At 67.1% G+C, this 22083-nt stretch carries 17 protein-coding genes and 1 pseudogene; 11 read left to right on the top strand and 7 right to left on the bottom strand.

Annotated features, from left to right (window positions below):
• Positions 1–318: 318 nt before the first annotated feature.
• Positions 319–2193 (top strand): VCBS repeat-containing protein, encoded by a 1875-nt coding sequence (locus D7Y11_RS27045; protein WP_158642001.1) that lies wholly within the window; start codon positions 319–321, stop codon positions 2191–2193.
• A gap of 259 nt (positions 2194–2452) precedes the next feature.
• Here the strand turns inward: D7Y11_RS27045 and D7Y11_RS27040 are convergent, their stop codons facing one another.
• Entirely contained in the window at positions 2453–3328 is an 876-nt protein-coding gene (locus D7Y11_RS27040) for an SGNH/GDSL hydrolase family protein (RefSeq protein WP_233607404.1), read from the bottom strand.
• Positions 3329–3362: 34 nt separating this feature from the next.
• On the opposite strand from D7Y11_RS27040, the gene D7Y11_RS27035 reads away from it, so the two are divergent.
• The 4 genes from D7Y11_RS27035 (at position 3363) to D7Y11_RS27015 (ending at position 8734) form a co-directional block, all read left to right on the top strand.
• Entirely contained in the window at positions 3363–4292 is a 930-nt protein-coding gene (locus tag D7Y11_RS27035; RefSeq protein ID WP_126935141.1) for a LysR family transcriptional regulator, read from the top strand.
• A 476-nt stretch (positions 4293–4768) separates the two neighbouring features.
• Positions 4769–6427: a hypothetical protein gene (locus D7Y11_RS27025; protein WP_126935140.1), complete on the top strand. Its 1659-nt coding sequence runs from the start codon at positions 4769–4771 to the stop codon at positions 6425–6427.
• Between the two features lie 10 nt (positions 6428–6437).
• Complete coding sequence (locus D7Y11_RS27020) at positions 6438–7862, top strand: hypothetical protein (RefSeq protein WP_126935139.1); 1425 nt, start codon at positions 6438–6440, stop codon at positions 7860–7862.
• Positions 7863–8179: 317 nt separating this feature from the next.
• The gene (locus D7Y11_RS27015; protein ID WP_120578123.1) at positions 8180–8734 is read left to right on the top strand and encodes a dihydrofolate reductase family protein; all 555 of its coding nucleotides are present in this window, start codon (positions 8180–8182) and stop codon (positions 8732–8734) included.
• A 106-nt stretch (positions 8735–8840) separates the two neighbouring features.
• On the opposite strand, the gene D7Y11_RS27010 is transcribed toward D7Y11_RS27015, so the two are convergent.
• Positions 8841–9743 (bottom strand): LysR family transcriptional regulator, encoded by a 903-nt coding sequence (locus tag D7Y11_RS27010; protein WP_126935138.1) that lies wholly within the window; start codon positions 9741–9743, stop codon positions 8841–8843.
• A gap of 86 nt (positions 9744–9829) precedes the next feature.
• On the opposite strand from D7Y11_RS27010, the gene D7Y11_RS27005 reads away from it, so the two are divergent.
• From D7Y11_RS27005 to D7Y11_RS26995, 3 genes and pseudogenes are all read left to right on the top strand, one after another.
• Complete coding sequence (locus tag D7Y11_RS27005; RefSeq protein WP_233597136.1) at positions 9830–10135, top strand: nuclear transport factor 2 family protein; 306 nt, start codon at positions 9830–9832, stop codon at positions 10133–10135.
• The gene (locus D7Y11_RS27000; RefSeq protein ID WP_233597135.1) at positions 10132–10923 is read left to right on the top strand and encodes an SDR family oxidoreductase; all 792 of its coding nucleotides are present in this window, start codon (positions 10132–10134) and stop codon (positions 10921–10923) included. The genes D7Y11_RS27005 and D7Y11_RS27000 overlap by 4 nt, the downstream gene beginning before the upstream one ends.
• A 76-nt stretch (positions 10924–10999) precedes the next feature.
• Positions 11000–11110: pseudogene (locus D7Y11_RS26995) on the top strand (IS5/IS1182 family transposase); the annotation flags it as partial.
• A gap of 1195 nt (positions 11111–12305) precedes the next feature.
• On the opposite strand, the gene D7Y11_RS26990 reads toward D7Y11_RS26995, so the two are convergent.
• Positions 12306–13577 carry a sigma 54-interacting transcriptional regulator gene (locus D7Y11_RS26990; protein WP_233597134.1) on the bottom strand — a complete coding sequence of 424 codons (1272 nt, stop codon included), beginning with the start codon at positions 13575–13577 and terminating at the stop codon, positions 12306–12308.
• A gap of 358 nt (positions 13578–13935) precedes the next feature.
• Between D7Y11_RS26990 and D7Y11_RS26985 the strand changes: the two genes are divergently transcribed.
• The gene (locus D7Y11_RS26985) at positions 13936–15216 is read left to right on the top strand and encodes an ADYC domain-containing protein (RefSeq protein WP_126935137.1); all 1281 of its coding nucleotides are present in this window, start codon (positions 13936–13938) and stop codon (positions 15214–15216) included.
• Here the strand turns inward: D7Y11_RS26985 and D7Y11_RS26980 are convergent.
• On the bottom strand, positions 15197–18406 hold the full coding sequence (locus D7Y11_RS26980; protein ID WP_233607403.1) for a serine/threonine-protein kinase: 3210 nt from the start codon (positions 18404–18406) through the stop codon (positions 15197–15199). The genes D7Y11_RS26985 and D7Y11_RS26980 overlap by 20 nt on opposite strands.
• A gap of 349 nt (positions 18407–18755) precedes the next feature.
• Between D7Y11_RS26980 and D7Y11_RS26975 the strand changes: the two genes are divergently transcribed.
• Both D7Y11_RS26975 and D7Y11_RS26970 read left to right on the top strand, forming a co-directional pair.
• Positions 18756–19208, top strand: a complete 453-nt coding sequence (locus D7Y11_RS26975) for a hypothetical protein (protein ID WP_120578103.1) — start codon at positions 18756–18758, stop codon at positions 19206–19208.
• Between the two features lie 64 nt (positions 19209–19272).
• Positions 19273–19962 (top strand): hypothetical protein, encoded by a 690-nt coding sequence (locus tag D7Y11_RS26970; RefSeq protein ID WP_126935135.1) that lies wholly within the window; start codon positions 19273–19275, stop codon positions 19960–19962.
• Positions 19963–19978: 16 nt separating this feature from the next.
• Here D7Y11_RS26970 and D7Y11_RS45235 read toward each other — a convergent pair whose 3' ends face one another.
• The 3 genes from D7Y11_RS45235 to D7Y11_RS26965 form a co-directional block, all read right to left on the bottom strand.
• Positions 19979–20041 carry a DUF5953 family protein gene (locus D7Y11_RS45235; protein ID WP_306466080.1) on the bottom strand — a complete coding sequence of 21 codons (63 nt, stop codon included), beginning with the start codon at positions 20039–20041 and terminating at the stop codon, positions 19979–19981.
• Complete coding sequence (locus D7Y11_RS44450) at positions 20016–20297, bottom strand: DUF5953 family protein (RefSeq protein ID WP_306770467.1); 282 nt, start codon at positions 20295–20297, stop codon at positions 20016–20018. Before D7Y11_RS44450 ends, D7Y11_RS45235 begins: the two co-directional genes overlap by 26 nt.
• A 115-nt stretch (positions 20298–20412) precedes the next feature.
• Positions 20413–21123 (bottom strand): YecA family protein, encoded by a 711-nt coding sequence (locus D7Y11_RS26965; RefSeq protein WP_126935134.1) that lies wholly within the window; start codon positions 21121–21123, stop codon positions 20413–20415.
• Positions 21124–22083 lie beyond the last annotated feature (960 nt).

Raw genomic sequence — 22083 nt, 5'->3', positions numbered from 1 at the left:
CCAACACGGCCCACACAAACTCAATGAAAATCCTCCTCCTGACTCCGCTCCTGCTGAGCGTTGCTTGCATTCAATCCGCCCCGGCCAAGGAGGCTGAGACGGCAAGTCGGACCGACCGCGTCTTGACGCATGAACAGATCGGACATCCCTACCAGTCACAATACCCAGGTCCTTCTGGATCCCCACATCAGCGACGGCATGTATTTCTTCCGAGCGCCCGGCGACAAGTGGGGTCAGAATCCTCACAACGGCGTCAATGCTTGCGACGGGTCGGCGGCGGTCGCGAACCACCTCCGGAACGATCCCCTGCTGTCCAAGATGGCCGGCCCGTTCTGCTTTGACTGGGATGCCCATGACTGGGCTTGCGCGGGGCTGGGCGGGACGCCCGCGGCGTGTGCCGACAGCTACATCTATGAAGGTGAGATCCCGTATGTAACCAACCCTGATGCAGGCACCGTGGCGGGCCCGCGGGAGCGGGGCATCTTGCAGTTGCACGACGCAAGCCCGGTAGAGGGCCTCGCCGGAACGACCTGGTCCTATGACCTCGTGGTGTCCCTGGTCACCAAGCTGAAGGCCAGGTCGGGAACCCCGTATGTCTTCGTCCCGCTCGACGCGATTCCGGGCGTCCGGGGAACGCTCAGCTTCCCGTCACCGACCCACTGGACGACGACCTACCTGTCCGACGCGGACCTGTGGAACACCGACATCGGTTACCACGGCACCGTCCGACTGGGAGACCTCAACGGGGATGGCCGGGCCGATGTCTGCGGTCGAGGCAGCGCGGGCCTCCGCTGCGCCCTGTCGAACGCCGACGGCTCCATGGGGGCGGAGGCGCTGTGGCTCTCCGTCGTGTCGGACACCCTGGGCTACAAGCCGAGAGAGTACAGCACGACCTTCCAGCTCGCGGACATCGACAACGATGGCAAGGCGGATGCCTGCATTCGCGCAGTCGATGGCTACCTCTGCTTCAAGGCGCTCACAGGGGGCTTCCAGACCTCGGCCTGGCCCTCGACGTCGTTCTCGAATGCGAATGGCTGGAACGCCACGGAGGCTCGCTACGGCTCGATTCGCGTCGGGGACGTCGATGGGGACGGATATGGAGACATCTGTGGCAGGGACGCGAACGGCAAAATCGTCTGCAGCCTCTTCAGCGGGACGACCTTCGCGGCGGCGGCGGAGTGGAGTTCGGCATTCACCGCGTCGTCCTGGTCGCAGCCGGAGTACGCCACCACCTTCCAGCTCGCGAAGGTGAACAACGACAACCTCGCCGACCTCTGCGTCCGGGGTCCTGACGGAATCTTGTGCGCGTTGTCGACGGGCAGCGGCTTCGGCACGCCGTCCCTCTGGACGCAGATGGCCTTCGATGACGCGTCGGGGTGGGCCACGAGCCCGTCGCGCTACAAGTCCATCAAGCTGGGCGATGTGGATGGGGACGGCTACGCGGACGTGTGCGGCCGGCACTCGACGGGAATCGTCTGCGCCTTCTCCACGGGCACTTCCTTCAGGAACTACCGCTACGTCCTCAACACGAACTTCGGAGATGCCGCCAACTGGTCGGGCGAGGAGTACGGCGCGACGCTCGCGCTGGGCGACGTCAATGGAGACAGCTACGCGGACGTGTGCGCGCGTGCCGCGGCGGGGTTGACCTGCATGCCCGCCACCACCCGGCTCGCGGAGTTCGATCCGGTGCTGAAGGTGGGGTACTGCTCGACAGTGGGTACGGCGTGTGACTCCGGGAGCTTCTACGAGGGGCGCGGAGTGGTGCACCCGGAAGCCAACCAGCCCAACACCCTGCAAGGCACCTGCGCGGATGGCGCCTCCGGCGACTACCTCTCCCACCCCTCCATCGAGCGGGTTCGGGTCACCACGGTCGACAACCCGGTCATCACGCCGCGGGTGGACCGAGAGCTCGCGGTGGGCGAGAGCGTGCGTGTCGAGGTCAGCGCGTATGCCTCGGCGGCGGGAGAGCAACTGGAGATCTTCCGCGCGGCGAATGCCTCGAGCCCTACCTGGGTGAGCCTGGGCACGACGACGCTGTCCAGCGCCGGGTACGCGTGGGTGACGAAGACCTATACGCTCCCGTCGGGCACCACGCAGGCCGTCCGGGCGGTCCTCCGTCCCTCCACCCTGTCGGGCGCATGCCCCGGCGGCAGCACCACGGACGTGGACGACCTCGCCTTCCATGTGAAGTGAATCGCTGAGCCCCCAGGGCGCCCGGAGGCCGAGCATCGTCTCGACTCCGGGCGCTCTTCACCTGGCCTGTGGCTACCGGAAATTCGGGTCCAGTGGGAGCCGCCCCGTTCCGTGGCGCTCCCGCACTTCGTGGGGTCGGCAGGCTCAGACGCTGAGCAGCACGCGACGGAGCAGCAAGTCGAAGCTGGCGCGGCCATACAAAGGAGGCACCGGGTTACCCCCGAGCCGATGCTACCGGTCGCGCCCGTGACCAGATACTTCATCGCGCCCTCGCGTCGGCCCAGCCGCGCACGACTTCGAGCGCTATTCTCTTTTGCCCCTCCTGCGTGAAGTGAAGCCCGTCCTCCATGAGCAGATCCTGCGGGGGTGGCAGGCCGAGCCTCGCGAACAGTTCGATCGCGGGCTCGTCGAAGGCGGCAATGACCTCGGCGACGCGGGCGATGTCCTCGTTGCGGAAGCGAACCCCGAAGCGGGACAACCCCCAATGCTTCGACACGCGATCTTCGAGCACCGGGGGAGGAGTTACCCACAGACACTGTGCCTTCGTCTCCCGGGAGACGCGCTTGCGGAGCTCCGCGAGGTTGCGCGCCGTCTCTTCGGGAGCGACGAGCGTCTTGCTCGGCGTCGGGCCTTGTGTTCGAGCGTCGTTCATTCCGATGAAGAACAAGATCCAGTCTGGATTCCTCGCGATGACCCCGCCGATTCGAATCAGGCCGTGCGTTGTCGTCTCACCGGCGACAGCGCTGACGTCGATCGAGATTCCATCCGCGGGACGGCGCGCGGCCAACATCTCGTTCAGGATCACTGCCCACGACTGCGGATCAGAGGTGTGGCTATCGCCGAACGCGAGAACCCTCGCCCCGGGCCGCAAGGGAAGGCGGTCCACCATCGCGCCCACCGCGGGATCCGCGAGCAGCTCGCGCGCGGCCTCCTTCGCGCCTGCCCGCAGGCGCCCGAGCTCGGTTGAGTAGGCGTCCGGAGCGAGGCCGAGCAGAGCCGCGCGCATCGGCTCGGTGAGCGCCGCAGCCCCGGGAAGCGATGCCACGGTTTGTTCTGGCTGAAGCACCTTCATGAGCCAGCGCGTCTGTTCGGTCGACCATGTCATGCGCAACGAGATACCGGCCGGGACGAGCACGCACTAGTATGCCAATCGGAAACGGACTCTTATCATGCGTGCAAAAATAGACCTGGACCTCAACGACGTCGCTCTGCTCGTGCGAGTGGTGCAACGGCGGAGCTTCTCTGCCGCTGCTCGTGAGCGCGGGGTTCCCGTCTCGACGGTGAGCCGCCGCATCGCCCGGCTCGAGTCGGCGCTCGGCCTGCGGCTCCTCGAGCGCACGACGAGGACGCTTCGCCTGACGGACGCGGGGCGTAAGTACTTCGACCATGCCGAACGCGCGATGGACGACCTCGCGCAAGGCACCGGGCGGGTTCGCGAGCTCCAGGATGAACCTCGCGGCCGCGTTCGCATCGCCGCGCCGACCGCCTTCGGAGCCGCCGTCGCCAACGTGGTCTACCTGTACCTCGCCAAGCACCCGGGGGTGTCGATCGACCTGGAGATCGACGGACGTCGCCCCGACCCCGACAGCGGCTTCGACATCGCGATCATGACGGAAAAATTGAACGACACCGACGACTTTGTTGCGCGCGAGGTCCGCCCAACGACCAGAAAGTTGCTGTTCGCGAGCCCGCATTACCTGAAGGAGCACGGCACGCCTCGCGGAGTCGAGGAGCTCGCCGTTCACGACTGCATCGCGACGCGCGCCACGGACGGCCACGCAACGTGGACGCTCGCCCAAGGTCGCACGAAGCGACGTTTCACCTTCGCGCCGCGCCTCTACGTGAGCGAGTTCTCCGCTGCCTATCGCGCGGTGCTCGCGGGTGTCGGCATCGCGATGCTCCCCGAGTCGCTGTGCGCCCAGGATGTGAACAAGAGGCACATGGCTCGAGTCCTGGAAGGCTGGGAAGGGGAGGCTGCCGGTGTCTATCTGCTCTACCGCGCCCATCGGTCGCTGACGGCGGCGGTACGTACCTGCATCGACCACCTGCTTGCGGAGCTTCCCGCCACTCAGTTGGTCCGCAGCGCTCGCGAGAACTGACCGGGAGTTGCTCGTGAAAACCGTCTCCCCGTCGCTGCGTGCAGCTCTTCGCGCCCCCAGAAGCCAGGGCGGACGAGGTGGTCGAGGCCGCGGATCGGCTCGGGTGGCTTCACTCACGCGACGGTTTCAACCGCGGCCATCTACAGTTCCCCTGTGGAGAGTCATTGGCTCAATTCGTCGGGAGCCGCTGGACCCTGTCGTCGTCCTGAACGGGGCCCACGCTCGGCGCCTGTTGCGCGAGTCCAGCAACGGCCTCACGGACCTGCGCCTGCCACGCCACCCTTCCTGCTCAGCACGAGGTGACCGCGAGGCATCGGTCCCCACGTGGACGAGCAAGCCAGTCGTCTCGGACACCCATGTCGAGACGCGGGCGAAGGTGCTCCGGCGTCCCCCTTCCTTGAAGCGCCGAGGCCCGCGAGATAGAGAACGACGCCTCATCTCCGCAGGGGGCGGGGATTCAGGGCAGGGACGCCTTCATGAACCCACGTGGCGCCGAGAAGGAATACCTCCAAGATGGCCTGCGCAGCGGCCTCAAGCTCGACGCGCGCTTCGACGCCCTGACGCCCCACCTCCACGTGGCGTGGATCTCCTGGGACAGCGGCTTCCGCGGTTCGGGACTGCGCGTGGGCGACCGGGTCATCGCCATCGACGGTCAGCCCGTCGTCAAGCCACCCGACCTGGCCACCACGCAGCGCACCGTGCCCTTCATGCTCGGCCAGTACGCCGAGAACCAGACCTGGGACAAACAGGGGCGAAAGGAGGGTGACCAGGTCCAGGTGCGAATCGTTCGCCGGCGCGAGCCCGGCGAGGGCTGGGAGGAGCACGAGTTCAGCGGCGCCCTGCTCCATGAACGCACCTGGAGCATCGCCGATACGACGCGGCAGCTCATCGGACCGGGAGGACCCGAGCGCATGGGTCGCGACGGCTTCAACGAGACCTGGATGTCATGGCTCGAGAAGCGCGTCTTCGACTGGGAGCGCCTGCTCGACAGCACCTTCGGCGCCTGGCGCACCTCGCGAGGGACGCGCGCGGAGCTCGCGAATCACCTCGGACACAAGGCCCGCGTCGACTTCCTCGTCGAGCATCATCCCGGCCCCTTCGCGACGGCGATGCGCGAGGACTGGGAGACGGTGCGTGCCTGTCTCGATGGAGACCTCGTCACGCTCCCGGCGGATGCCCTCGAGTTCCGCACCCGGGGCGAGGAGCAGGTGAAGGCCATTGGCCTCCAGGCCGCGGCGGCGTGGAAGGCCCTGCTGGAGGCGCGTGCGGGAGAGACGCTCAGCGCCTTCCCTGTCGTCGACCCCTTCCGGGGTGACCGCTCGGCGGTGACGGGCAAGCTGGTCTCACTGCCGACGGTGACGCAGCGCGAGTGGCTGGTCGACATGGGCAAGGGCTACCTGGCCTGGAACCAGTCCGGCGCCTGGGTCTTCTGCCCCGCCAACACCCCGGCCATGAACAAGGTCTTCTCCGCCATGCAGCGCTACCAGAAGCGCGTTGCCCCGTCGGTGAGGCTCGACATCGCCGTGCTCGGCCGCATCCTTCCGGATCCCCGCCTGCTCGCGGGCTCGGGCCGCACCGCCGCCGGCCTGGAGGTAGAGCCCGTCGCCGCTCTGGTCGGCGGCGTGGTCTGCGTCGACGTCAGTGACTCGAGCGAGGGCGGACCGCGCTTCGCTGGAGAGGAGACGCTCAGCCAGGAGAGCTTCGGCGCTCCGGCCGACGACGCGAGCCCGCGCGAGGTCCTCACCGCGATGATTTCGGCCGTGAAGCGCGGCGACCAGGAGACCTGGAACGGCCTCTTCGCGGACTGGCGCGCCGTGCCAGACACCGACCGGCCCATCTACTACCCGGTCTGGACATGGAACGGCCGCGACAGTGAGTGGGTGCGCTCGCGGCAACTCCTGCTCAACAAGGTGCTCGACGCGCGGGTGCGCTGGATGGGCGATGTACGGGTCGTCATCCAAGGCGACGAGGCCCCGGGCCTGCAGCGCATCGAGGAGGTCGAGTTGGAGCTGGACCACGTCGGCCTCTTCGAGGGCCAGACCCGCACCTTCAACTCAGTCGACGTGCGGCGGCGCTGGACGGTCCAACGCCGCAACGGTGGCCCCTGGCGCATCACCAGCGAGCAGAGCCTGTAAGGAGCACTCCATGGGCTGGTATTCAAGCCGCGTCTCTGAACTCAACGAACGGTTGAACCGCGCCTCGGAGGGCGCCCCCGACACGGTGAAGCGCGCTTTGAGCGACGCCATCGTGAAGGTTGGAAACGCGGCCGATCAAGCCCTCTCGGCCATGCTCGACGCCAGCGAGCGCACCAGCGCCGGCAATCTGGGGACGCAGCGCAAGTGGCAGGAGCGCTGCGCCACGGCCACGGCCGACATCAGCCGCGCCTTTGGTGATGCCGCCAAGGACAACATGCTCTCGCCCGCCCTCCAGCTCTTCTGGTACCAGGCGCTGGAGCACGAGATGGCCTTCTTCGACTCCCTGGCCAAGGTGCAGACGCCCCAGCTCCACGACGACCTGCTCGTCCACCAGGACCTGCTCAACAAGATGCTGGGCGAGCTGTGGGACAAGTGGACCTTCCTGCTGTCCAAGGACGTCATCTTCGAGAACGACCAGCGTCAGGTGGTGCAGCAAGTCTCACGGATGGCGCAGTCCATTGTCGACGAACTCGCCCCGGGCGTGCTCAAGCGCACCAGCGAGAGCGTCTCGCGCGCCACCGCGAAGTCGCTCGACGTGGCCCTCAAGCTCGATGACAAGCTCCTGGGCGGCAAGGGCGTGGACCTGGCCAAGCTCGTCGCCTCGCTGTTCGATGTCGACATCCCCGACGAAATCGACCGCAACCTGCTGGACGCCGTGCAGGGTGGCTCCGAAATCTACCAGGTGCAGAAGGGCCACTACCGCAACCTGGTGTCGGCCTACCAAAGCCTGGTGCAGGCGGAGAAGGGCAGCGTCCTGCTGCTCTTCAACGCGACGCGGGCGGAGGTCGACACGTACCGTGACAAGAACGACCTGGGGAAGGCCAAGGTCATGCTCGATCAGGCCAAGGGCTACCTCTCCGACTGGGCCTCACGCGTGCCCAGCTCGGCCCAGCGAAGCGAGGCCTCCGGCTTCAAGGACAAGGTGTGCTCGGCCATCGACACCGACTGGAGGCTCACCGAGGAGCTCGACAACAAGTTCCGCGACAAGTTCAAGGGCATCTTCGTCCAGTCCCTGGGCAGCGAGACCCTCGAGCAGCTCGCGGAGTCCTACCTCTTCCGTCAGCACATCGAGGAAATCACTCGCAAGGACGCCGCCAGCAAGCTCAAGGCCCTGCCGGGCAACCTGCAGAGCGAGGTCGACAGCGCGCTCGAGCGGGGCCTGCGCCCCCTCGACGACCTGGTCAACCGCGTCCCGGAAGAGGTGCGCGAGCTGGCCCGCATGAAGAACCAGCGGTTCAAGGAGCACGTGCGCGCCAGGCTCAAGGACCGCATCCAGGCCCTGCTGCCGGCCATCGTCGAGCTGGCCGCCCTCTGGGACCCGAACAACCTCTCGAGGGACTTCAGCCGCGAGGAGCTGGAGAAGGCCCTCCGCTGAGATGGGACGGCGCGACTCAGGGCCGCGCGTCACTCCGCTTCACCCTCTGGGACTTGAATCCATCCGTGTACGGCACTGCGGCCTGCCTGCTCTCGCCAGCGGTCGCTGCCTGCTGCTGGAAGTCCGTACCCGTTCGACGAATCGCGTGGAGTATCGCCCGCGATGGGGTCTGGTTTCTGCGCGCAGTGCGCAGCAGATCCGGGTGATGGATTGGATGTCGTCGGGTTTCTGCTCGCCGATACCCACCGGGGATGGGGCATTGCGTCGATGGCTCGGGCTGCTGCGCGCTGGGCGCGCTTTTCGTAGAATCCCACGCCATGGGCCTCCTCACCTTCGGTCTCAATGTGACTTTGGACGGGTGCATCGATCACACGCAGGGGATCGTGGACGACGAACTGCACGACTATTGGAGGCAGCTCATGGAGCAGAGCGGGGCGATGCTCTTCGGGCGCAACACCTACGAGCTGATGGAGGGAGCCTGGCCCGCGGTGGCACGCGACGAAAAGGCGCCGCGCGCGATGCGCGAGTGGGCACAGAAGCTCGAGGCGAAGGCGAAGTACGTCGTGTCGGGCTCGCGGAGCGACTTTCCGTGGCAGAACACGATCAAGGTGGAGGGTGACCTTCGCGAGGCGATCTCGGCGCTGAAAGTGAAGACCGAGCGGGGTGTCCTCGTCGGAGCGCCCAAGCTCGCGGCTGCGCTCGAGGAGTGGGGGCTCATCGACGAGTACCGCATCGTCGTTCATCCCATCATCAGTGGCCGCGGGCCGACGTTGTTTCATGGCCTGTCGAGTGCGCGGCAGCTCGAGCTCCTCTCGACGCAGCGGTTCAAGTCCGGCGTGCAGGCGCTCCACTTCCGTCGCAAAGCGGGATGAGCGTGGAAGGACCCGAGCGCTTCACCGGCGGCTGCCATCGCGGCACGCCTTTTTATGCATCTTCGGTCTTCCCGCAGGATGCTCATGACTTTTCATTCTGCGAGCCTCATTTGCGAGCTACCGCGACTTCGCGGGCCAGTGCGACGAACGCCGTGTGAGCGGCCGAGGAATTGCGCCGGCCAGGGTAGTAGAGGCAGAGCCGAGCGAGCTCCGGTGTCCAGTCCTCGAGCACGCGAACGAGGCGTCCCGCTTCGATGTCGCCTCGCACGTCCGGCTCCATGAAGAAGCCGAGTCCGATGCCCTCCAGGACTGCGATCCGCGAGAGGCTGGCCTCGTCCAGCGTAATGGGCCCCGTCACATCGATCAGGGCCGTCTGCCCCCGCTTACGGAACTCCCACCGGAAGAGGCTGCCGTTCGGCAAGCGCACCCGGATACACCGATGACGGAAGAGGTCCGATGGGACGCGCGGCCGACCGTGCTTCTTCAGGTACGCCGGCGAAGCGACGATGGCATGGCGTTGGGGCTCTCCAAGCGGAATGGCAATCATGTCGGTGGGCACGAGGTTCTCCATCCGCACGCCGAAGTCGAACCCCTCGGCGACGACGTCGACCAGCCGGCCTTCGGTCACGACGTCGACATGCACGTCCGGATGGCGGCGGAGGTACTCCAGCACCAGTGGCGCGAGGATCTCGCGCGCCGCTGTCGCAAATGTGTTGATGCGCAGCATGCCGGACGGCTTTGCCTGCTGGGAGCGAGCCGCGTCCATCGCGCCGCGGATGTCCTCGAGTCCCGGAGCCACCTGTTCGACGAACGCTCTGCCGGCGTCGGTCAGCGAGACGCTGCGCGTCGTGCGGTTGAAGAGGCGGACGCCAAGATGTGCTTCGAGCTTCGCGATCGCGCTGCTCATCGCCGTCGTCGACATCCCGAGATCGAGGGCAGCGCCGCGAAACGAGCTCCTGCGAGCGACGGCGAGGACGGCATCGAGATCATTCAGTCCGGGTTGATACATCGATAGTCCTGTAGGTCGGGATGTCACATCCTAGTTTGTCCCTATTGAGCGGGCAATCGCGCGGGCTTACGTCTTGGGTCATGACAATGCACCCATCAATTCGAGCCTATTTCGACGCGGACAGTGCCACGCCGCTCCACGCCTTCGCGCCCGATGCCGTTGTCGAGGATGAGGGACATCGGCATGTCGGGCATGCGGCCATCGACGAATGGTGGCGTGACTCCCAGGTGAAGTATCAGGCCGTCGCGCAGCCGATCGAGGTGAACGCGAAGGACGATGCCTGCGAGGTTCGCGCGAAAGTGACGGGCCAGTTTCCCGGCAGTCCCATCACGCTCACCTTTGCGTTCCGGATGAAGGGCGATCGGATCGCGGCTTTGAGCATCGGCGCGTGAGCCGTGATGCCCATTTCAACCCTGCGGAAGGAGATGACGTGATGAGAGAGCTAGAGGGGAAGCGCGCGCTCGTGACGGGCGGAACGAAGGGCATCGGCAAGGCGGTGGTCGCATGGCTGCGCGCGGCCGGCGCGACGGTGTTGACGACCGCGCGGGAGGGAACGGGCGAGGGCTTCATCGCCGCCGATGTCGCCACGGCCGAGGGCTGCGCGCGCGTCGTGAAGGCCGCCGGAGCAATGGACATCCTGGTCCACGTCGTGGGTGGAACGTCGGCGCCGGCGGGCGGCTTCTCCGTCCTCGACGACGACGCGTGGCAGAAGACGATCGACCTGAACCTGATGGCGGCGGTGCGTCTCGACCGGGCACTGGTCCCCGGAATGCGCGAGCGCCGGACCGGCGTGGTCGTGCACGTGACGTCGATCCAGCGGCAGATGCCGCTTCATGAGGCGACGACCGCATACGCCTCGGCCAAGGCCGCACTCTCGAATTACAGCAAGGCCCTCTCGAAGGAGGTCGCGCCGCAGGGCGTGCGCGTGAATCGCGTGTCACCGGGCTGGGTCGAGACCGAGGCCTCCGTCGGATTCATGAGCGAGATCGCGGCGAAGAACGGCACCGACGAGGCGGGCGCGAAGGAGCTCGTGATGCGCTCGCTCGGCGGAATTCCTCTCGGGCGCCCCGCGCGTCCGGCCGAGGTCGCCGAGTTGATCGGGTTTCTCGTCTCGGACCGAGCGAGCGCGATCACCGGGGCGGAGTACGTGATCGACGGCGGGACGGTGCCCGTGAGCTAGCAGGCTGCTGAAAAACTCCGGTGCGGGGACGACCTCCCGCACCGGAGCAGGGACTCCTCCTGACCTGGTGAGCCAGGAGCCTCCGGACGACAAGGGCAACCCCACCGTCGACTTCCACGGCGAGAAGAGAAGCAACGCCGCGCACGCGTCAACGACCGACCCGGAGTCGAGGCTGGCGCGCAGAGGATGCCGGGTATGACGTGCAGTGCTTCGTGGAAGCTGTACGGGCGCGACGGATGACTCCGCACGTGGCCCAAACGCGGGACGTGCGCCGGGCCAGCCGAATCGACGGCCGGGCCCCCCGCCATACGGGCTGCGCCCTGCCAGCGCGCGCTCTTCAGCACCGCGAGGAAAATCCCTGGGGATTCAGCGGCTTGAGCACGAAGGCCCCGCGGTGTTCATCGCGAGGCCCGTAGGAAAGCAAAAAGGCCCTGCCGGGTTGGGGCAGGGCCTTCTTTTTTGCTCCCCGAATGAAGCCCTGCGCGAACTCCTTCTCGGCGATCTCTGAGAGGACTCAACTCTCTGAGGGCCGAAAGGCGAGTAATATCCAGCAATTTCAAAGACGGGCCGGGCGAGCCCTTCAATCGGGGTCCGAGTGAATATCCGCAAACTACTCAGTGGGTGACCTCCCGTCTGTGGTGTTGATCCTCTCGATGCCTGCTTCACAAGGAATGCGTGGTGGCGACGCGCGTGAGCTCGCGGGCGATGTGCCGAGGTGGGTAAAAGTCGCATGCTTCGAGGCGCGCGGGACCGGGGACGCGCGAGGCCTTGTCCTGAGACTCCCGTGGCCAATCGCGACCCGCGCCCGGCCGGCATCCACGGCGTACGCGGGCAGGCCTCCGCAGGCCGTGTCGAGCCAGGCCGCGCGCAGCATCAGATTGGTACGCCCCGCTGCCGCCCCCGGTGCTCCACCTCGCCCTTCGCCGCTACAGGCGCTCGATGGCCTCGGCCCCTACGCGTCGCGCTCACTCGCCTGACGCACTGTCGAACGTGGCCTTGACGCCCCGCATGACTCGGCGCCCGAATTTTGGGGAGGCACACCCCCAAGCAGACGAAGATGTGCGCATCGCCTCTCGGCATCACGGCCAGCGGGACCAGGACTTCGGTCGTGAGCACGGTCTGGCGTGGTACGTGTAATCAACGCCTCTCGGCATCACGGCCAGCGGGAATCGAGGTGTGGGAGTCGCGTGAGTTCACCTCATGCTGCCGCCCCCCAGCAGCCCTACGGAAGAGCAGCCTCCCTCATGCTGCGAAGAGGAGCGCTCCCTGCGTCCTGCCGCTTCGGCTCCAGCCGAAGCCTCTTCATGAGCAGAGGAGGATGCATCCGGCTCCAGCGCCCCTCCGTCGATAGAGCCTTCGAGGTGGGCGGCCGTCTCCCTGACTCACTCCTGTTCGTCCGCATCGGGAGGAGTGAGTGCGTGGCGCTCGAGCATCCTCCGGAGCTGCGTGCGATGGATGCCGAGCGCTCGCGCCGTGGCGGTCACGTTGCCTCCGTTCTGGAGCAGGGCCTGCTCGATGCGGGCACGCTCGTCGGGAGGCAGGGGCTTCGCCTTCGATGGCGCCCGCTGCCGAGGAGGTTCTCGCTGCGCTTCGGGAGCCCGTGACAAGGCCGGCCCGAAGCTCGCTCCGGCGCCAGGACCGAGATGACGTGCCTCGACACGAGACGCGCCTTGCATGAGCGCGGCTTGTACCGCGCCGCGCAGCTCGACCAGCAACTCGCGGACGTTACCGGGCCAGGGCCTCCGCAGACACTCTTCGACCAGCGAGACGTGCAGGCCCATCCCGGGCGAGATCCGCTGGAGTTCCTGCTCGAGCAGCAGGGGAATCTCCTCGGGGCGCTGGCGCAACGGCGGCAGCGTGACCTCCGGTCGGCCGATGCGGAAGTACAGGTCCTCGCGCAACTGCCCGTTGGCCACCAGGGCGCGCAGGTCCTTGTTGCTGGCGCAGCAGACTCGCAAGTCTATCGGCTGTGCCTTCCAAGCCCCCAACGGGAGCACCTCCCTGCTCTCGAGTACCCGCAGGAGCTTGGCCTGGACCGACAGGTCCAGTTCCACGACCTCGTCGAGGAACAAGGTGCCTCCATCCGCGGACTGGAGGTAACCCGGGGCGTCCACGTCGGCCCCTGAGTACGCTCCCCGCCGAGCGCCGAACAGCAGTCGCTCCGCGATGCTCAGGGGAATGGCCGCGCAGTTGACGGCGATGAAAGGGCCACTTCGCCGGTGAGAGTGGAAGTGGAAGGCGCGTGCCACGCCTTCCTTGCCAGTACCGCTCTCCCCATGGATGTGCAGCGAAAAGCCAAGACTGGCCGCCCGGGAGACTTCCGCGAGCAGACCTTGCATCGCCGGCCCCCGCACGAACCCCTCCACGAGTTGGACCCCCTCGGCTTGGAACGGCCGTAGGTCCTGGCAGGGAACGAAGAGCGAGTCCCCCATGCGCACCACACGCCTCGCCTCATGGACCGTCCCCTTGGGAAAAGCCTCACCGTCCACGAACGTGCCATTCTGACTGCCCAGGTCGGTGACCCAGAAGCTCCGCCCATCGAAGCGGACCTGGGCATGACGCCGCGACATCTTCGCGTCCTGGACCTCACCCAGCGCGGTGGCGCCTCGCCCCAACTCCAGGACCTCCCCACTCGAGGGCATCGCCACGGCCATTGCCCGGCCTCCTCCGAAGAGGCGCAGCAGCCCTGGGACACGAGCCGCATCGCTCGCATGAGCGCCAGCGACATCCCTGCTGGAGCGCACCGTCGACCGTTCCAGTTCCCGTTCCATGGTTGCCATCATACGCTTGTGCCACGGGCACACGTCAGGCGGTGCCTCTTCCTGTGCCACCGACCCTCGCTCCACCACTGCGGGCCCGCGTCGCTTCGCAAGTCATCGAGACTCCTCGCGGCGCGGGGAGCCCTGTTCACTCGGCCCGCTCTGGCACGACGTTCGCTATACAAGCCCCACGATGAATGGACTGGCAATGACAACGAAGCAGTGCCTCCGCCCTCCCGGACTCGGCTCGCGAGTGAGCGCAAGGCTCCAGTACGTGGTGGTGCTGTTCCTGGCCATGGGGGTCAGCGGGTGCTGTGTATTGTTCCCCGGGAGCAAGTCCTGCGTGAGGCCCACGCCCCCCGGAGAGCCCGGCCTCAACGAGAGCCTGCCCGTCCAGGACTGCCGCTCGGAGACCTGTGTCCTCCCCCCGGAAGCCATACCCCTGTCGCCATGGGAATGTCCGACCGGGCAACCCAGCTGCCGACCTCCGGAGACGAACGGGCTGGGCATCTTCGTCGTCGAGGGCGGCACCTACTGCTTCCAGGTGGATGGGAGACCCCGCTTCTGTCCCGAAGCCTTCGCGAACATCCCGGCCTCGACCAGCGCACGCAGCCCCTCTGTCCGCTTGATGGGCCGAGTCCCCAGCAGGCCCGGGGACCTGCTCGGCGGATACACCGTGACGGGAGTGCTACAGAATCCCCATACATCCGGCACAGGCGAGTCCGTCACGATTCACAGCATCCAGGCGGAGGGCACCCGGTTCACCGTGAACTACTGTCCCATGTCCAGCGACTGCATCGACACCGCGACCCAGGTTCTTCAACTTGGAGACGAGAACCTCCACCAGCTGAGACTCCGGGTTTCGCTCCCAGCCGATGACGGCGGGCGCGAAGGAGCGGCGACCTTCGAGGTGGCGGTGACGCCCCGCCCCGGGGCTTCGACCCAGGTCCGCGGCTATGACGTCCTCTACCGGGAGGCCACGGGGCCTTGGGTGCATCACTGCGACCCGAGGGGCGTCATCGCCTCCGGCAGGGACGCAACTTCCTTCCTGCCAGGGCTGCGCATCAACAGCGTGAACGCAGCCGTCGAGCCCGTCCCGACGTGGACCACCATCGGCTGTGAGTCGGGGGCCATCGTCAGCTGCCTCGACTGGGGCTACGTCCCCTGGAACCCCGACACAGGCGTCTACGACACGCTCCGCGGCCATCTCTTCGGCTCGTGCCTGCAGGCCAAGCGCGCCGCGTATTTCGTCGGCCGCGGAGACCTCAAGAGCTACACCCGGAATGGCACGCGCATCGACAAGCGCGACCAGTTCGGACTGGGGAGGAACGCGAACAGCCAGGTCGAAGAGCTTCGGACGCTGGAGGCCCTCTGGAGTCCCCAAGGCGCGGTCTGCCTCAACCCTGAGAACCGCCGGGTCCCCGACATCGCCCCGCCCGCCGGCATGCTCGGTGTGCCGCCTTGCGCCAGGCCGCCCACATGGACACCGACGGGAAAACTCGCCACGGGCACGTTCACCCCGGCGCCGGACTGAGCCCCGCCTCGCGGAGCGCCTCCGCGTACTCCCGCCGCAGCAGTGGATTGAAGACGAGGGCCTTCACCAGTGACTCGCGGGCCTGACGCAGACGCTCGGCGCGCGCCGCCTCCGCGCGTGCCAGCCGTGCCTGGAGCAACAGCAACCCTCCACGGACGGCATGAGCCGAAGCCAGCTTCGGGTCCAGCGTGAGCGCCCGGTCCACTTGCGCGAGGCCCTCGGAGATGAAGCCAGGGGCCTCGCGGGGAGACACAGCTTCCGCCAGACGCAGGCAGGCCCTCGCCAGCTCCTGGTGGGATTCGTTGTAGGGCTGTATCTCCACCGCTCTCCTCGCTTCGGCGCGCGCGAGCTGGAGGAGTCGGAGTCCGGAGCCGCCGTTGCGTCGTACCCAGGTGGCCTCCACGAGCGCCAGCCGCGCGCTCAGGACCTGACAGTCGGCGCAGCTCGCATCCCCTAGCGTCGCGTCCCGCAGGGCATGCCGGCCCGCCTCGAGCGCGACATCGGGGGCGCGACCTTCCACCACGGCCTGGGTCGCCGCGAACAAGTGCCCCGTCGCGAGGAAGAAGTGGGTCCGCGCGAAGGTCGGATTGATGCCGAGCGAGCGCTCGAACCAGCGAGCGGCACGCGCCAACGGAGCCCGTGCATCCGCCGCCGAGGCGACGAAGTACTCCACGCGAAGCAGCTCCGAGAGCCCCAGCTTGTTCAGCGCGGAGTGGTAGTTGCCGTTGATGGCGAGCACTGCCTCACCCGCCGCGATGGCCTTTCGCACCTCCGGCTCCGGATCAATCCCCCGCGCGAGCCGCTGAGCCGCCATCGCGTTGTACAGCTCCGCCAGGTTCGAGTACCCGAACACGTATTTCGGGTCGTGCCTCACGGCCAGACGCAGGAGGCGTTCCGCCTCGGCATAGGAGGTGGATGGGTCCTCACCGCGCTCTCGCTGGCGATTGCCTCGCCAACGATGCACCAGCGACAGGTCGTTGAGTCCCCAGGGGTATTGGGGTTGGAGTTCGAGGGCCCGACCCAGCCGGGAGATGGCCTCGCGCCAGGACGGCTCGGGGTCTCCTCCCTCCCAGGACGCCTGAAGCCCCAGGAAGAAATAGCCGACGCCCAGGATGTCGTGTGCCTGGACGTCCAGGGGAGACAACTCCACCGCGCGCGACGCGGTCGCGATGCAGTCGGTGAGGAGTCGTTTCGGGTCCACCTCTTCACCGCCCGGTTTCGCGGCGCGGTACCGATTGAGGAGGATGAAAGCCTTCCGGGTGTAGCCAGCCCCGCGAGACGGCGCGGCCTGGAGACCCTGCTCCGCCGCGGACAGCGCCCTCTGCAGCGAAGCCCCGGAAGACTGCCCCTCGCGCCGGTCCAACTCCGCCTCCTGCAACCCCACCTCCGCCAGCGCCTCGTAGCTCCGGGCGTCACTGCGTCCCAGCTCCACGGCGCGCTCATGGAGGCGGCGGGCCTCGTGGAGGCCCGAGCGGGCCGCGTCGTAGTTGCCCCGCTCCAACTGCTCCATCGCTCGCGCGTGGGCCACGTCGCCCGCGAGCTTCCGGGCCTCGTACAGCCACGGCGCCTGGGTCTCGGCGAGGGCCGCCGCCCGAGCCGCCGCGTCGTAGTCGTGGCGATAGAAGGCAATCAATCCCTCCAGATATTGGGGGGACTCCAGCTCCAGCACCTGGCTGCGTTCGAGCGACTGGAGCGCTGGCCGGAGGTACTGTTCTTCGAGGGCGCGCTGCCGCGCCGCGACCCACGCCGGGTCGCCCCCGTGCCGCGCCGCTTCCATCTCCTGGTGGTAGCGCTCGCCGAGGCCCCTTCCCAGCGCATGATGGAGCTCTGGCGAGTCCAGCCCCAGCTTCCTCGCGCGCGTCAGCGCGGTGTGCGCCTGTTCCAGCTCTTGCATCGCCAGATGGCCACGTCCCAGAGCGTACTGGACGAGCGCATCTCCCGGTGCCCCCAGCGTGTGAGGCCAGGCGGCGATGCGCGCCATGCGCTCACGCACGAGCTGCTGCTCTCGACGGGTGTCATGCAGGGGGGCCGTGTATGCGAATCGCAGGAACCACTCGAGGTCCTTCACCTGCTGGCCAAGCTGCTCGGCCATCCGCGCACGCCCCTCCGATTGCAGTCGAGCCTGTCGCGCGTCCCACCTGGACGTGATGCCCAGGACCGAGAGCACCAGGATGAGCGAGAGTGACACGGCGGAGCTCGCCACCAGGGTCCGGTGCTTGCGCGCGCGGCGCCATAGCCGGGAGAGCGGCCCCGGGCGCTGCCCGAGGATGGGCTCTCCGTCGATGTAGCGCCCCAGGTCCTCGGCCAGGGCTCGCGCCGAAGGGTAGCGCTGCCCGGGGTCCTTGCTCAGGCACTTGAGGACGATGACCTCCAGGTCGCCGGGCAGGTGAGGCACGAGCGTGCGCACGGGCGGCGCCTCTTCGTGGAGCACCTTGTTGAGGGCGCCGACGAGCGTCTTGTCCGAGAACGGAGGAGCGCCGGTCAGCAGCTCGTGGAGGGTGGCACCCAGGCAATAGACGTCCGAGCGCCGGTCGACGGCCCGCGTCTCCCCTCGGGCCTGCTCCGGTGACATGTACGCGGGGGTGCCCATCACAGCGCCCGACCGGGTGAGGCCCTGCTCGAGGCCGGGTTCGTGCGCCAGACCGAAGTCCATCACCACCGGGGCGCAGCGCCCGTCCTCCTGCCGTCGCACCAGGACGTTGCCCGGCTTGAGGTCGCGGTGGATGACGCCGAGCCGATGCGCCTCGTGCATCGCGGAGGCGACCTCTCGCATCAGTTGGACCTTCTCCGGGAGCGACAGCCCTGCCGCGGCCTGGTCGAGCCGCTGGCCCTCGATGAGTTGCATCGCGATGTAGTCCCGGCCCTCCGCATGACCGACCTCGTACACCGCGCACACGTTCGGATGGTCGATTCGCGCCTGCATCCGGGCCTCTTGCAGGAAGCGCATCACCCGGTCCGGGTCCGCGCCTCGCACGAACTTCAGCGCGACGGTGCGGCTCAGCCGCCTGTCCCAGGCCCTGTGGACCTCTCCCATGCCGCCGTGGCCGAGCAGCTCCAGCAACGTGTAGTGCCCCACGGAAGAGTTTCCGTGGAGCTGGCCCGACCCCGCTCCGGGCGAGCCGTCCGGCACGAGGCTGGCCCCTACGGTGAGCTGTGCCACCTCCGGAGTGACGTCCCGGTCATCGTCCACGGCTTCCCCCCATCCCGTCATGGTAGCCCATGATGGTCTACCCAGACACCCGGCCCCCGGCCATCCGACACAGCGAAACGGTGTGCCTGGCACCGCGCGGCGCTGTGTCCGTGGCGTGCCTTCCTGGGCCTCAGTCAGGTGCGCTCCGAGGCAGATGCGTCCGAGGAACGCGGCGACTGGATCGGCATGCGAGCTGCAAAGCCATGCATCCGACGAGGACGTATGGAGAGGCCTTCACGACCGAAGCACCGACTCCACACCTCCACGCTCATGCCGCCGAGCCGAGGGGCCGGCTCCGGCAAACACTCTCACACGCCTCGAAGCACCTTCACTCCAAGGAGTCGAACCGATGGCCCATTACAAGAGGATCCTCATTGCTTCAGCGGTGGTGCTCGGCAGCGTGGCGGGGACCGCCAGCGCCCGCACCGTCTCCGGGTGGCACGGCAAGCCCCAGCTCCAAGCGGATGGCGCCTGCCTGGGCGAGTCGTGGACCACGCAGACGAACAACTGCCCCAGGACGGTCGGGCTGTTCTACCCGCTCCAGGTCGACGACTCCGGTAACTACCGGGTCACCTTCAATGCCTATGGCGCGAGCTCCGCCAACAACGTCGGCTGCCGGTTCTTCGCGCTCAGCCGTGATGCGACGCAGATGTGGTCGGTGCCCGTCACCTACCTCCCGAGCTTCGGCGCCAACGTGAGCGTCGCGCTCGGCCCGGTGTACGTGCCTGTCGGCGGCACCCTGAACCTCGCGTGCGACCTCAACCAGGGCGCACGCGTGAACAGCGTTTACTGGTACCAGTAGTCCCGTCGAGCCGCCGCTCCCCGGCTTTCGGGGAGCGGCGGCTCCCTCCACCGAGGTCATGACCATGAAGCCCCGGCATCTCTTGACGGGAGGCGCCCTCGCCTGCGCGTGCGCCACCGTGCTGTTCTTCCAGCAGCGGCATGACAGGGACGAGCTCCTTCGACGCGCCTCCATGGCGGAGCCGCTCGCGACCGAGAGGCAGGGGCCGGCCTCCGCGCCCGAGCCCACGCCGCCCGCCCGTCTCCGTGAAGCGCGCGTCGAGGTCCCCGTCCCCTCGCCCGTGGCACCCGAGCCCGTTGCCTCGACACCCGAGCTCGCCGGCGCGACACCCAAGGATGGGGGGACGCCCGCCCCTTCGTCCGCCTCCACGGAGCAGGTGAGACAGCGCCTCGAGGCCTACTTCGGAGACGAGCCTTTCGACACCGCGTGGGCGCGGAGCGCCGAGCGGCAAGCGAAGGACGGCGTGAGGGCCGCGCTGCCAGACCCCTCGCAGCTCAGGTCCATCGAGTGCCGGGCCAGCCTGTGCCGCATCGAGACGGAACATGGGGACAACGAGCAGTCCTTCAACTTCGTGCGCACGGCCTTCATGGCTCCGGAGCGGCAGGTGTGGAACGCGGCGTTCGTGACGGTGCGCGGTGTGGATTCGACCGACAACAAGGTCGTCACCATCACGTACTTGGCGCGAGAGGGAGTGGAGCTCCCCATGGAGAGGCTGCTCTCCCCAGGGGGCGATGACGCGCAGGCCCTCCAGTAGTCACCACGAACCAACGTCAAAGCGCTGTGCGCCCGCCGATCTCAGGGAAGCGCTCATAGGCCTGCGGGAGTGCGTCCAGGTGAGCCGCGTTGTCGAGGTCGAGTGGCGCATCGGTGAGCTATACGACCCACCCCCGAGGTCGTGCGCCGCGACCGAGTGAGCAGGCCCACATCCCGCGAGGGGGCTGGGAACCTGATGGCCCTCGTGGTGTCGGAGGACCCGTAGTTCACCCACCCGAGGTAATGCGGGAGCATGGGCGCGCGAAGCGCCTCGGGTGGGTTGAGCATGGGCAGCGCACGGGGTGAGCGCTCCGGAACATGAGAGGAACCAGGCATCTGCTTCGCGACCTCGGAGCCGGGGCAAGCTCAAGCGGTACCGGCCCTGACTGGGAGTATTCGAGCCTGATGGCACCAGACGACCTGCTTGAGGGAAGGCCGGTAAGGCTCAGCCTTAGCCCCTGGAGCCGTGGCATCGCTTTAACTTCCGGCCACTACCGCAGTGACACGGGTCGTTGCGGCCAACTTTCCCATGAGCCGCTTCGCTGGCAACGCCGAGCCTGGCTGCGGGTTCACCGCCAAGACCGAGCGCAGCCATTGCGCCCAGGAGGTCCTGCGGCGTTTCCATGAGATTTCTGATTTGTGCCAGAGGCTCGTCGAAGATGATCCGTTCGACCATCGTCGCATCGCCTACCAAATACGGAACATAGCGCGTGTCCACGCCTCGCGAGAACGAGTGATCCGAGCACACAACATACTTGCTCCACCTCCACGGCACGGGCAGGAGATCGTGATGCTTATATACAAAGTAGGTCACGTCGATGATGTGGCTATCTGGAAATGTCAGCCAGACGTGGAATGGGTACGGCTCGGCGCTATTCCGCAAAGTGCCGCGCAGCTCCAGTTCCAGCCGCTCGTAGGTCGTTCCGAACTCACGCTTTCCGCTGACCTCAACGTCACCAACTGTGACAAGACAGTTCACCCCTTCTAAACGGAGCCATCGCCAGAGCTCGGCGTGAATCTGGCCACACATGATCCTGATTTGTGTCGACTCATACCGCATCGAGTCGATCATGCGACCGACGAGGTCAAGGGCGTCGATGGCACGCCTGTGGCTACCGGCTATTCGGGTCTGGCGAGAAGCGTGCGTCGGCGAACGCGTCATTGCATGCACATTCCTGCGGAGGGGCCCGAAGAATGCTGGGGCTTGACAGGGCGAAAGTGGTTGAGTGTGCGCAGATGCCTCTGTGATGCCATGCGGTCCGTCACGGGGCGCGGCAGAATTCTGGCGTGCTGGCTACGGCCGGCAAGAATGGCAGGATGCGGGCCTTCGTAAAGGCGCTGGCTCAGACGTTGCGCTCGGCCTTGCGGAGCCGTTCGGAACTGGCTCTGGAGAATTTGGCTCTTCGCCAGCAACTCGCAGTCTTTCGCGAGAAGCACCCATCACCGAGGCTTGCTCGGGGCGACCGCCTCTTCTGGGTGTTTCTCCAGCGCTTCTGGCAGGGGTGGCGGAGGCCATTGTGCCTGGTTCAGCCGGCGACAGTGGTGAAGTGGCATCGGATGGGCTTCCGGCTCTTCTGGCGCTGGAAGTCCCGGAGTCGGGTGGGGCGGCCTCGGGCAACTCCGGAGCTGCGCGCGTTGATTCGGCGCATGGCTGAATCCAACCCGACATGGGGTGCCCCGCGCATTCATGGGGGGTTGTTGAAGCTGGGGATGGAAGTAGGCCAGACAACGGTCGCTCGGTACATGCCCAGACCGGGAAGGGGAGCGCCGAAACCGTCACCAACATGGCGGAACTTCTTGCGCTTGCATTTGGCGGAGTCCGCGGGGATGGACTTCTTTGTCATTCCGACTGCGACGTTTGGAGTGCTGTTGGGATTTGTGGTTGTGAGTCACCGGGACAGGCGAATCCTCCACCTCAATGTGACAGCGCACCCGACGGAAGAATGGACGAAGCAGCAGATGCGAGAGGCCTTTCCCTGGACCAGTGCTCCGAGGGTAAGCGTTCACGGGGTGGTGCTCGACTGAGGGGGTAGTGAGGCAGCGAACGGTGGGCCTCACCACGCTCGACGTGGGCCGGGGGCGGCTTAGAAATAATGGGACGTGGCCACTCCCGACCCAAGAG

It is taken from the genome of Corallococcus sp. AB018 (assembly GCF_003986945.1).
Classification (GTDB): Bacteria; Myxococcota; Myxococcia; order Myxococcales; family Myxococcaceae; genus Corallococcus; species Corallococcus exiguus.
Note: the sequence above shows the minus strand (reverse complement) of the source record. Positions and strands in the feature narration are given on the sequence as shown.